This window comes from Lentzea sp. (assembly GCF_035525475.1).
Taxonomy (GTDB): Bacteria; Actinomycetota; Actinomycetes; order Mycobacteriales; family Pseudonocardiaceae; genus Lentzea.
This window is the reverse complement of the sequence record NZ_DATLEC010000199.1, coordinates 55,946-67,860: the sequence shown is the minus strand read 5'-3', so window position 1 is coordinate 67,860 and position 11,915 is coordinate 55,946. Positions and strand designations below refer to the sequence as shown.

9 protein-coding genes, 1 tRNA gene and 1 pseudogene are annotated in these 11,915 nt (G+C 70.7%); 5 read left to right on the top strand and 6 right to left on the bottom strand.

Translation table 11 applies throughout. The annotated features are described in order from the left end of the window. Both VM306_RS31265 and VM306_RS31260 read right to left on the bottom strand, forming a co-directional pair. Window positions 1-525: hypothetical protein (locus tag VM306_RS31265; RefSeq protein WP_325521354.1), on the bottom strand; the 525-nt coding region annotated here is incomplete at its 3' end. A 126-nt stretch (window positions 526-651) separates the two neighbouring features. Beyond that, a pseudogene (locus VM306_RS31260) lies at window positions 652-1,698 on the bottom strand (alpha-amylase family glycosyl hydrolase); the annotation flags it as partial. Between the two features lie 296 nt (window positions 1,699-1,994). Between VM306_RS31260 and VM306_RS31255 the strand changes: the two are divergent. Together VM306_RS31255 and VM306_RS31250 are read left to right on the top strand one after the other, a co-directional pair. Continuing rightward, window positions 1,995-2,067, top strand: a tRNA-Gln gene (locus VM306_RS31255). Window positions 2,068-2,409: 342 nt separating this feature from the next. Then, window positions 2,410-3,159 (top strand): DUF1684 domain-containing protein, encoded by a 750-nt coding sequence (locus VM306_RS31250; RefSeq protein WP_325521356.1) that lies wholly within the window; start codon window positions 2,410-2,412, stop codon window positions 3,157-3,159. On the opposite strand, the gene VM306_RS31245 is transcribed toward VM306_RS31250, so the two are convergent. Further along, window positions 3,156-3,875, bottom strand: a complete 720-nt coding sequence (locus tag VM306_RS31245) for a hypothetical protein (RefSeq protein WP_325521353.1) — start codon at window positions 3,873-3,875, stop codon at window positions 3,156-3,158. The two genes, VM306_RS31250 and VM306_RS31245, sit on opposite strands and share 4 nt — an antisense overlap. 171 nt (window positions 3,876-4,046) lie before the next feature. Next, on the bottom strand, window positions 4,047-5,063 hold the full coding sequence (locus VM306_RS31240; RefSeq protein WP_325521352.1) for a LacI family DNA-binding transcriptional regulator: 1,017 nt from the start codon (window positions 5,061-5,063) through the stop codon (window positions 4,047-4,049). 176 nt (window positions 5,064-5,239) lie between these two features. Between VM306_RS31240 and VM306_RS31235 the strand changes: the two genes are divergently transcribed. Further along, on the top strand, window positions 5,240-7,957 hold the full coding sequence (locus VM306_RS31235) for an AfsR/SARP family transcriptional regulator (RefSeq protein ID WP_325521351.1): 2,718 nt from the start codon (window positions 5,240-5,242) through the stop codon (window positions 7,955-7,957). Between the two features lie 116 nt (window positions 7,958-8,073). On the opposite strand, the gene VM306_RS31230 is transcribed toward VM306_RS31235, so the two are convergent. Both VM306_RS31230 and VM306_RS31225 read right to left on the bottom strand, forming a co-directional pair. Next, window positions 8,074-9,558: a sigma-70 family RNA polymerase sigma factor gene (locus VM306_RS31230; RefSeq protein ID WP_325521350.1), complete on the bottom strand. Its 1,485-nt coding sequence runs from the start codon at window positions 9,556-9,558 to the stop codon at window positions 8,074-8,076. A 390-nt stretch (window positions 9,559-9,948) separates the two neighbouring features. Then, window positions 9,949-10,614 (bottom strand): GntR family transcriptional regulator, encoded by a 666-nt coding sequence (locus tag VM306_RS31225; RefSeq protein ID WP_325521349.1) that lies wholly within the window; start codon window positions 10,612-10,614, stop codon window positions 9,949-9,951. A gap of 75 nt (window positions 10,615-10,689) precedes the next feature. On the opposite strand from VM306_RS31225, the gene VM306_RS31220 reads away from it, so the two are divergent. Together VM306_RS31220 and VM306_RS31215 are read left to right on the top strand one after the other, a co-directional pair. Then, window positions 10,690-11,208: a YbhB/YbcL family Raf kinase inhibitor-like protein gene (locus VM306_RS31220; protein ID WP_325521348.1), complete on the top strand. Its 519-nt coding sequence runs from the start codon at window positions 10,690-10,692 to the stop codon at window positions 11,206-11,208. A gap of 38 nt (window positions 11,209-11,246) precedes the next feature. Next, entirely contained in the window at window positions 11,247-11,915 is a 669-nt protein-coding gene (locus tag VM306_RS31215) for a DUF1345 domain-containing protein (protein WP_325521347.1), read from the top strand.

Below are 11,915 nucleotides of genomic sequence, written 5' to 3'. Positions count from 1 at the left end.
CTCCACGATCCTTCGAGGATCAGGCAGCGCCTGGTCGAGCGTCTCCAGAGTGTGCAGCACGACAGCGGACATCGAAGGTACGGCCACCACCAGCACCGGGGTCCCCGCGCCGTAGCCGCACCAGCGCCGCAAAGACGCAGGCACGAGCACCATGTTGCGGGAGGTCAGCACGGAGTCACCCTGCTCGTCGCGGCGCACGACGATTTCGTGACCGTCGCCCACGCCGACGGTGACGCGGGTGCCCGGAGTCCACCCCAACTGCGAGAAGAGCTGTTGGTCGGTGAGTCTGCCGTCGGAGTCGAGCAGCGCCACCGCGTAGCGCCGCCGCTGCCGGCTCGTCCGTTGCCCGGCAGGCATGGCGCCGAGCCGGGGAGTCTCGGTCCGCCTCAGGTCCAGTGTGCGTGGTGCACGTGCCGCCCCAGGCGTCCTGGAGAGGCCCGTCGCCAGCACGTCGCCGGGCTCTGCGGCGGATGGGTCGGTCGTGGCGTCGCCGAACCTGTGGGGCGGGACGATTCCGTCAGTCACGGGCACCCCCGCGGTACCGGCTGCCAGAGAAAGGCTGGGGTGTGTCCCGTGCGCCCTGACGAGGCCGTACGGGCGGTCGAGAAGCTGCTGTTACGGGATCAGTCCCAGATTCAGGTGTTAGCGCGGGTACACCGAACCCGGCAGCGCCAGCATCAACGCCAGTGCGGCGCGCGCACGGCGTACGCCCGTCTCGCCGCCGCCGTAGCGCGTCACGTGCCGTTGCACGTCGTGGTTCGACAGCACCCACGTGGTGGGCGCGTTGACGGGTGCGACAGCCGCGAGAGACGAGTCGATGACCGATCGCAACGACTCGAAGTCCCAGGACGCGGTCAGGTAGTGGAAGTTGAACGCCTGGTGCATCTCGTCGGGGCGCAGGTACATCGCCGTCCGCTCGGCCGACGGCGTCCACGCCTCGGCCACCAGCACGCGTTCGCCGGGGTAGGAGTCGACGACCGTGCGCCACTCGCGGTGGATCTCGTGCACGCCGTCCTGGTCGAAGAACGGCAACGGCTCGGTGCCCAGCAGCTTGAGCTGGTCCGCGTGCCCGATGTCCGGCAGGCCCGGCGCCTTGACCATCCCGTGCGCCACGTCCACCCGGAACCCGTCGACGCCGAGGTCCAGCCAGAACCGCAGCACGTCGCGGAACTCCGCGCGCACCTCCGGCAGCTCCCAGTCGAGGTCCGGCTGCTCCGGCGCGAACAGGTGCAGGTACCAGGACCCGTCGGCCACCCGCGTCCACGCCGGCCCGCCGAACACCGACTCCCAGTCGTTCGGCGGCTGGTCGCCGACGCCCTCGCGGAAGATGTAGCGCTCGCGGTTGCGCCCGGCCAGCGCCTCCTGGAACCACGCGTGCTGGTCGGAGCTGTGGTTGGGCACGATGTCGACGATCACGCGGATGCCGAGCGCGTGCGCGTCGTCGACCAGCGCGCGCACGTCGTCGAGGTCGCCGAACCGCGGGTCGACCGCGCGGTAGTCGGCCACGTCGTAGCCGCCATCGGCCATCGGCGAGGCGTAGAACGGCGTGATCCAGACCGCGTCGACGCCCAGGTCGCGGAGGTGGGGCAGGCGCGAGCGGATGCCGGGCAGGTCACCGACACCGTCGCCGTCGGAGTCGGCGAAGCTGCGCACGTAGACCTGGTAGATGACGGCGTGTCGCCACCACTCCTGGGACATGTCCATGCCTTCCGGTGGGGTGTGTCAGCGAACCAGGAAAGACGTTGCAAAAGTTTTCCGCAAGTCGGCTTGAGGTTCAGTGGAGTGCATCGCGCAAATCTGCAAACTTTTGCAGGCCGGATAATGCGTTGCGGACGCGTGCCGTCATCCGTCAGAGTGATCTCACCGAACCGGAGGGAGCCAGTCGTGATGCAGCACCACATGCGCCATCAGCAGGACTGGTGCTCCTCGGCATGAGCTGACCTCATGTCCCGGGGAGCCGTCCCGTCGCCGTCGCGACGAGGCGGCTTTTTTGATGCCCGTTGGTCCAATCGGCACGGACGCCGCGCTCTGGACGCGGAGATCGAGGTTCGAGTCCTCGACGGGCAGCTGTGACCGAAGCCGAAGCAGTCGAGGCGCCAGGTCGTGGTCCTGGTCGAAGCCGGTGCGAGTCCGGTCGGTCACCCCACCGCGCGGGATCCGGAGATCACCCAGGCCTCATGAGCCCGGGGTGCCTGGTTCGACACCAGGACGCGCGACCAGCAGGGCGGGAAGGCGTCGTGCGGCAACCCGTTGGACGCGGCACGACGTCTTCCCCGAGCACCGTCACCGGGCCGACGGCCGGAGGTGCGTGTGGACCTCCTGGCACGCGAGGTCCGAGCTCGACGACGCCCTCGTGTCCCAGTCAGTGGAACGGGGAAGCGGTAGCCCGGATCCGTCGTTGGCATGACCATGAGCGGATTCGCGGAGGACTGGCAGACCTGGAAGACCGACCGGGAGAAGGCGCTGGCCGACCCGTACGGGTGGCTGGCGCTGGTGTCGCTCGATTGGCTGGAGACGACTCCCCGCGCCTATGACGGCCTGCCGGGCAAGTGGTGGCAGGACGACGACGCGGCGTACTGGCAGGAGGACGGCGGAGAACCGCAGCGGTTCGAGCTCGTGCAGAGCGGTCCTGGCACGCGTGTCGCCGCCGGCGACGTCGAGATCGAGATCGCCCGGCGCGGCGGGTACCTGATCCGGGTGCACGACCCGAAAGCCGAGGTGCTGGGGAACTTCCAGGGCGTGCCGTCGTACGAACCGCGGGAGGAGTGGGTGCTGGAAGGCGTCTACGAACCGTTCGACGAGCCTGTGCCCACGACCGTCGGTGCGGTCGTGGAAGGTCTTAGCCATGTGTACGAGGCACCGGGCCGTGTGCGGTTCAACCACAACGGCACCGAGCACACGCTGACGGCGTTCAACGGGCGCAACGGCGAGCTCAGCATCCTCTTCACCGACGAGACCAGCGGCGTCACCACGTACGCGGCGAACCGATCGCTCGCGGCGACCCCGGTCGACGGCAAGGTGGTGCTCGACTTCAACCGCGCGACGAACCTGCCGTGCGCCTTCACCGACTTCGCCACCTGCCCGCTGCCGCCCGCGGGCAACCACCTGCCGTTCGGCGTCGAGGCGGGCGAGAAGACGCCGTACGAGCGCGGGCGTTAGTCCTCGCAGCCGATGCCGTCCCCGTCGCTGTCCAACTTGTAGACGTCGGGACCGATCACGCGGACCTGGCCCGTCACGTAGGCGGGCCCGTTCCCGCTGCCGCCGGCGCAGTCGACGTCGGACGCGATCGGCACGCACGGGCTGTAGCTCGCGTGGCAGGCCGGCTGAGGTGCGGGCTGCGGCTGGGGGCTGGGCTGCGGAACCGCAGGGGGCGCAACGGTCGTCGTGGTGGTCGTTGTCGTGGTGGTGGAAGTCGTGGTGGTGGAAGTCGTGGTCGACGTCGTGGTGCTCGTCGGCGCTGAGACGGTCGTGGACGCGGCCGTGGTCGTGAGGGCCGCTGCCTTGTCGACCGCGGGCGTGCCACCGTTCAGCACGGCACCGGCGACGGTGACCGCGATCAGGAACGCGAACACGCTCGCCGCGCTGATCGCCACGGGCGCCACCCACGACGGTGAGCTCGACACCGGCACCACGGCGCCACGGGGGACCTCGCGAGGCATCCGCAGCACGACCTGCAGCACCCCGTCGGCCCCGCGCTGGACCAGGGCCTCGCACCCCGTCGACCCGCCACCGGACTCCACCTGCATCAGCACCGGCGCATACCGTTGCGACACCGGGAAGGTCAGCTCACCGACGCGCTGCCCGTCGAGGCGCACCTCGATGCCGCGGTGACCCCGGTACTGCCCGGCGGCGATCGCGCACCACGTCAGGTGCACGGCGACCTGCCTCGCCACGCCGGTCGGGACGGCGTACCTGGCGAGCGACTGTGCGCAACTCCCTCGCCTGGACGGGTACGGCCAGACCATCAAGGGATTACCCAGGGCGTTACAGAGGGTTCCGATGGAATCCCCGCCTGAGAGAGGTCTTCCGCAGCACCGACCAGCCGGTCAGGCGCTCGACCGCTTGACCAGCGACGTCGGCAGCAGCAGCGACGGGGGCAGCCCCGCCTCGCCCGCGAGCTCGGCCAGCAGCCGCCACGTCATGGTGCGGCCGAGCTCCTCGACGTCCTGCCGGATCGTCGTGAGCGGCGGCGTCGCGGTCGCGGCGAACACCGAGTCGTCGAAGCCGACCACGGCGACGTCCTCCGGCACGCGCTTGCCCTGGGCGTGCAGGACCTGGAGCGCGCCCAGCGCCATGATGTCCGCGGCGACGAACACCGCGTCGAGGTCGGGTGCCTTGCGCAGCAGGCGTTCCATCGCCCGTGCGCCGCTCTCGGGCGTGAAGTCGCCGTGGGCCACCAGGTCGGTGGCGACCTTGCCCTCGCTCAGGCCGCGCTTGAAGCCGCTCAGCCTGTCCGCGCCGACGGCCATGTCCTTCGGGCCCGCCACGGTGGCGATGCGCTTGCGCCCCAACGAGACCAGGTGGCGCGCGGCCTCGAGCGCGCCGCTGAAGTTGTCCGCGTCGACGAACGGCACGGTCTTGCCCAGCGGGCGCCCGCCGGAGACCACGGGCAGGCCGATCTCGGCCAGCATGGGCACCAGCGGGTCTTCGCCGTGCAGGCTCACGAGCAGCGCGCCGTCGACGTGGCCGCTGCTCAGGTACGTGACCAGGTCCTCGGTGTCGGAGGGCTGGCTCATCATGAGCAGCAGCTGCGTGTGGCGCCCGGCGAGTTCCGAGTGGACGCCCCGCAGGACGCCGGCGAAGAACGGGTCGGAGAGGACGCGGCCCGTCGGTTCCGAGACCACGAGGGCGATCGCGTTGGCGCGGTTGCCGGCGAGGGCCCGCGCGGCCTGGTTGGGGGAGTAGCCCAGCTGGGCTATCGCGGCGTGCACGGCCTCGCGGGCCTTGGCGCTGACGTACTGCTCGTCGTTGATCACGCGCGAGACGGTCGACTTGGACACTCCCGCGACCCGCGCGACTTCCTCGATCCGCGGGCCGGGACGTCGTTTCGCCGTCTCGGTCATGCGGTCATCCTAGGCTGCCTGGCCCGTCCATGATCTGCTCACCCACACCGGGTGCCGGTCGCGGTCCATCTCGGTTCTCCCTCTTCACGGCGGTGTGAGGCAAGTTTCGAAGATCGCTTGCACAAATCGCGCACAGGCGCCGCGAGTTCTGGCACCATGCCCCCCGAGGAGGGTCAGTGCGCTATCGGCTTCTTGGGCCGCTGCAGATCTGGCGTGGGGGCGTGGAACTGCGGCTGGGCGGGCCCCGGCAAAGGGCACTGCTGGCAGCGTTGGCACTGCACGCCAACGAGACGGTCAGTTTTGAACACTTGAGTGAAGCGGTGTGGGAGTCCCCGCCCGCCGCACCGGAATCGAACATCCGCACGTACGTGGCCGCCCTGCGCAAGCTCGTGCAGGACGACCTGGTGACGGTGCCCGGCGGCTACCGGCTGAAGGTGCCGCCGGAGGACATCGACGCCGGCGTCTTCGAGCAGCTGTGCGCGGCCGCGGACGAGGCGTTGAAGCAGGGTGACCACCTCGCGGCGGTCGAGAAGTACGGGGAAGCGCTGGCGTTGTGGCGCGGCCCGGCACTCGACGGCCTCACGGTCGGCGCGCGGCTGGCCGCCGAGCTGACGCTGCTGCAGGAACGGCGGCTCACCGTCGCCGAGCAGCACGCGCGCCTCGCGATCGAGCTGGGCCGGGGAGAACGGCTGATCGCCGAGCTGCGGCGGCTGACCGCGCAGTTCCCGTTGCGGGAACAGCTCTGGCTGCAGCTCATGCACGCGCTGCACAGGGCGGGCCGCCCGGCGGAGGCGTTGCAGACGTTCGAGGACGTGCGGGTCCTGCTGGCGGAGGAGCTGGGCACCGATCCCGGCCCCGAGTTGCGGGAGCTGCACGAGCGGCTGCTGCGAGGCGACGAACCCCGCCCGGCGCTCAACACGTTGCCGCGCGACGTCGCGGACTTCACCGGACGTGCCGCGGAGATCGCCAGGCTGACCAGAGCGGTCACCGGGCAGTCGGCCGTGGTGATCTCCGCGATCGACGGCATGCCCGGCGTCGGCAAGACGACGCTGGCCGTGCACCTCGCGCACCGGCTGGAGTTCCCGGACGGTCAGTTGTTCATCGACCTGCACGCGCACACGGCAGGACGTGCGCCCGTCGAACCGACGGACGCGTTGGACGTGCTGCTGCGCGCGCTCGGCCTGGACGACATCCCGGACGGTCTCGACGAACGCGCTGCCATGTGGCGTGCGGAGCTGTCGCGACGACGGCTGCTCGTCGTGCTGGACAACGCGGCGAGCGCCGACCAGGTGCGGCCGCTGCTGCCGGGCGTGCCCGGGTCGCTGGTACTGGTCACGTCGCGGACGCGGCTGGTCGAGCTGGAGGGCACGTCGACGCTCACGTTGGACGTGCTGTCCGAGGCGGAGGCGCTGCAGCTGTTCGCCACGATCGTCGGCGACGACCGCGGCGCGGACGAGGCGGCCCGCGAGGTCGTCGAGCTGTGCGGCAGGCTGCCGCTGGCCGTGCGCCTCGCCGCCGGCCGGTTGCGCAGCCGTCCGACGTGGACCACCGCCCACCTCGCGACGCGGTTGCGCGAGGGACGATTATCCGAACTGGACGCGGTGTTCGCGCTGTCGTTCGGTCAGCTCCCCTCGGGACACCAGCGGCTCTTCGGCCTGCTGGGACTGCACCACGGCACGGACTTCGACGTCGACCAGGCGGCCGCCCTCGGCGAGCTCGACCTGCTGGAGTGCGACGGGATGCTCGAGGACCTCGTCGACGTGCACCTGCTGGAGGCGACCACGGTCGGCCGGTACCGGATGCACGACCTGCTGCGGCAGTACGCGCAGTCCCAGGTGGACTCGCCGCGCGAGCCGCTGACCCGGCTGCTCGACCACTTCCTGGACACCGCGAACCAGGCGACGCGGCTGCTGTCGCCCGCGGCCCGCCGGTACGAGGTCGACATCACCTACCGCCCGGCGTCGCGGCTCGTGCTGCGCGACTACGACCACGCGGTGGAATGGCTGGAGACCGAACGGCAGACGCTCGTCGCCGCGGTGGCGTTGTCGCTCGAGGGTGGGTGGCACACGCACACATGGCAGCTGGCGCGCGCGATGACGTACTTCTGCATGGTGCGCGGACACACGCGTGACTGGGCCACGATCAACGAGCTGGCATTGAAGGCAGCGGAGGGCAACCCGGCCGCGCTCGCGATCACCACGAAGAACTACGCGATGGTGTTCTGGCAGACCGCGCAGTACCCGAAGGCCATCCACCACAACGAGCGCGCGATCGAGATGCTCCGCGAGCTGGGCGACCTGCAGGGCGTGGCGGGCACGCTGAACAACCTGTCGCTGGTCTACCGCAGCATCGGCCGCAACGCCGAGGCCGCCGAGCTGCTCGAACAGGCGATCACGGTGGCCCGTGAGCTCGGCGACCGGCACCTCGAGTCGCAGGCGATGAGCAACGTCAGCAACATCTACAGCGCGGCCGGCCGCTACGACGAGGCGTTGCGGGCGTGCACGTCGGCGCTGGCGCTGATGCGCGAGCTGGGCAGCCGTCGCGACGAGGCGGACACGCAGAGCGCGCTCGGCATGATCCTGCACGCCATGGGCAGGCACGACGAGGCGCTGGAGGCGTTGACGTCGGCGCTGGCGGCCGTGCGCGCGATCGGTGACGTGACCACGGAAACGGTGGTGCTGAACTACCTGGGCGAGGTGCTCATCGCGGCCGGACGCCCGGCGGAGGCCGAGGCGTCGCTGCGCGAGGCGTTGGAGCTGGCGGAACGCATCGACGACCCGCGCGAGGCCGCGAACGCCCACAAGCACCTCGCCCGCGCCGTCGCGGATCCTGCCGAGGCGGAGCGGCACCGGCGGGAGGCCGACGCCCGCTTCGCCGCGCTGGGCACCGGCTGACCGGAATCCTGCCCTGCCGCCGGGACACGACGGCAGGGCAGTGCTTGTTCATCAGCACCGCTTCTGCCTGGTGAGCGCCTGCACCCGCTCGTGGGGTTCCCGCTGTCCGAAGTGGACTAGGTGATCGTGATCGGGATGTTCACGCGCACCGGGCCCGCGACACCGGAGATGACCCCGTCCCCGGCCTTCGGTCCTGCCTGCAGCCGCGCCCGGTAGGTGATCGTCTGACCCGGCGCGAGCGTCTGCCCGCCGCCGTCGCAGGTCACCGTGCCCTTGCCCGCCGGGCAGCCGACGAACCCCGCGTTCACCTTGCCCGGACCGACCGTCTTGATCTTGTCGGGCATGGTCAGCGTCAACGTCGGCAGCGTCGTGGGGGCGGAGCCGTTGTTGGTGATGCTGATGTTCATCTCGTTGGCGGGGCCTTCGGTGGTCATCGCGATGCTGCTCGGCCCGCTGCCCGACAGGTCGGCGTTGCTCGCCGGCACGAACCCCGTGGTGGTGGTCGTCGTGACCACCGTGTCGGTGCTCCCGTTCGCGTTCGTCTGGGTTCCCGGCACGGCGGAACCGTTGGTGCCGGCCGTGGGAGCGCCCGCGTTCTGGGTGGTGCCCGGCTGGTTGGGCTGCTGCGCGGTGCCCGCCGTGGTGCTCGACGTGAGCGTCGCGGCCGCCTCGGGGGTCGTGGCCTCGGAGTCGTTCGAGGTGACGACGCCCGAGGCGGCGACCACCACGACGGCCGCGGCCGAGGCGGCCACGCCCAGCCAGGAGCTCGCGCTGAGGGTGATCGCCACGCCCTTGGTCGCGGTGGCGGCCGCGGCGAGGTAGCCGGCGGTGCCCGTGCCCAGCACGATGGGCGCGACGAGACCGCGCAGCGCGGCGTTGACGTCCGACAGCTCACTTGCCAGCTTGCGGCACTCGGCGCAGTCGTCCATGTGCGCGTCCAGCTGGACGGCCTCGCGGCCCTTGAGCCCGCCGCGCGTCCACGAACCGAGCTTCGTCACGGTGGCGCGGCAGCGTTCCGCCGGCTCCTGGGCCACGTGCGCCTGCAGGAACGCCTTGCGCAGACCCTCGCGCGCGCGGAACGCCATCGCCGACACACCATTGGGCGTCAGGCCCAGCAGCGGCGCGATCTCGCCGGGCGACTGGCCCTCGATCGCGGTGTGCCACAGGACCGTCTGCCACCGCTCGGGGAGCGTGGCGAACGCGCTGGCCGCCAGGGCCTGGTCGAGGTCCTCGACCGCCTTGTCGCGGAACGGCACGCTGGTCGCCTTGGTGGCGCCGGCCACCTCCTCGACGTCGCCGGCGAGTTCGAGGCGCTTGTCCTTGCGCGTCTTGTCGTAGGCCGCGTGCCGCACCGCCGTGAGCAGGTACGGCCGGAAAGCGCTTCCTGGCCCGCCGCCGGAGCGCAGCGCGGCGAGGACCTTGGCGAACGCGTCGGCGACCAGGTCGTCCGCGTCCGCCGAGGACGTCGACAGCTGCATCGCGAGGATGTTCGCTGATCGCACGTGGCGTTCGTACAGCTTGCCGTAGGCCTCGACCTTGCCGTCGCGAACCGCGTCGATCAGATCTGCGTCCGAGGGCGGTCGACCACGCTGCCCGATCAAAGAATGCCGCCTCACGTCATGCCCGGAGTGATACGCGGACCCTATCGAGAGTAGTCAACACGAACAATCCACCTATCCGGATTCGATGTAATAAAAAGATGTTCTGGGCTGGATGGACCTGGTCGCACGGGCCTGATGGCCCTGGTGTCAGGCGTGTCCGGCCGCCCGCACGCGAACCCGTCCGGAATTCGGACAGGCTCGCGTGCGAATCGAACTACCTGCGTCCGGCGGGGTCAACGGCCGTCCGAAAAGGACTGGACACGGAAGTGGACGGAATTCTTTTCGTGGTCGATGGTTTTCGCAACGCCGTTCGGCGCCTTCGGGGTGAAGAACGGCTCGTACCAAGGCCTGTTCCGGCTCCGCTGTCGTGCGGGTTCTTCCCGCACGGGCTCAGCGGTCGTCGAGCACCACCTGGAGACGGGCCGTGACCGCGATCATCGCCCGCAACCTCGCCTCGGCGCCGTCGGCGTCGCCCTCGACCGCGGACGTCACCAGGGCCTGGTGCGCCTCGGCCATCCCCTCCGGATCCGGCATGTCCGGGTCGCCGGGGACCGGGCGGGCCCAGCGCCGGTACAGCTCCGCCTCGTCGCGCAGCGCGTCGGCCGCCTCGCGCAGCAGCGGGTTCGCACATCCGGCGAGCAGCACGTGGTGCAGTTCCGTGTGCGCGTCCAGCCAGTCCTGACCCTCCGGGTCGTAGGGCGTGTGCCGGAACGTGTGGTGTGCGGCGATCAGTCGCGACTGCCAGCCCAGGCCGCCGTCGGCGATGGCGCGCCGCAGTGCCAGCGACTCCAGCTCGGCCCGCGCGTCGCAGACCAGCGCGAGCCCTTCCTGGGAGACCGTCCTCACCTGGAAGCCGAGGTGCGGCTCCGACGTGACCAGGCGCAGCGCCGACAGCCGTAGCAGGGCTTCGCGGACCGCGCCGGTGCTCACGCCGTAGCGCTCGGACAGCTGCGGGAACTTGAGCCGCTCGCCGGGCCGCAGGCGTCCGCCGAGGATGTCGGAGCGGATGAGCGCCTGCACGTTGGCGCTGCGGGTGGCCGGGGAGGTCGAGGACACGAGCTGATCATACGACAGTTGACAACGATGCTAACTTTTAAAAGTACGAACAACCGTCGAAAGTTGGAGAGAACTGTGCACGATCCCTTCGCCTCGATGCCGCCGGTGCCGAGCTTCGAGCTGACCAGCACGGACGTGACCGCGGACAGCCCGTTGCCCGCGGCGCAGTACGCGGCCATGAGCGGCCGTCCGGGAGCCGCCGACCTGTCGCCGCAGCTGTCGTGGTCCGGTTTCCCGGCCGGGACCAGGAGCTTCGTGGTCACGATGTTCGACCCGGACGCGCCCACGCCGTCCGGTCTCTGGCACTGGGTGCTGGCCGACGTGCCCGCCGACGTCACCGAACTGGCGCCGGGCGCGACCCCGCCGGGCCCCGCCTTCCACGTCGCCAACGACGCCCGCGTGACCGGTTACCTGGGCGCCGCGCCTCCCGCCGGGACGAAGCACCGGTACTTCATCGCGGTGCACGCGCTCGACGTCGAGTCCGTCGTCCCGCTGGGGGTCGGGCCCGAGTCCACTCCGGCCATGCTGTCGTTCTCCGTCCTCGGGCACACCCTGGCCCGCGCGGTGATCGTGCCGTGGGGTGGCGACGCCTGACCGGCCCGCGGCGGGCGGCTGCGGTAGCTTCGCCGGTCATGCCGGAGGATCTGCCGTCCCGCCCGCCGACCGACCGGTTCGTGCTCGACCGGACCCTGGTGGTGGTCGCGGTCGCCGCCGGTCTCGTCTGCGGGATCGTGGTGACCGCCACCGGCCACGCCGAGTTCGGCCCGCTGGTCGGCTGGGACGTCGCGACCCTGGTCTACCTCGTCCGGGCGTGGGTGGTCGTCTGGCCGATGGACGCCGAGGAGACCGCGCGGCACGCCGTTCGCAACGACCCCACGCGCCGTGTCGCCGAGGTGCTGCTGATCGTCGCCGCCCTCGCGAGCCTGGTGTCCGTCGGCTTCGTGCTCGCCCGCGCCGCGCACACCACGAGCGCGTCCGAACTGCTGCGCGTCGGTCTCGGCGTGGTGTCCGTCGTGCTGTCGTGGACGGTCGTGCACACGATCTTCACCCTGCGCTACGCCCGCCTCTACTACTACGGCGCGGACGGCGGCATCGACTTCAACCAGCCCGAACCGCCTGACTACGGCGATTTCGCGTACGTCGCGTTCAGCATCGGCATGACGTTCCAGGTGTCCGACACCAGCCTCTCCGGCAGTGAGATGCGGCGCACGGCCCTGAAGCACGCCTTGCTGTCCTACCTCTTCGGCACGGGCGTGCTCGCCACGACCATCAACCTGGTCGCGAGCATCAGCAGTCAGTGA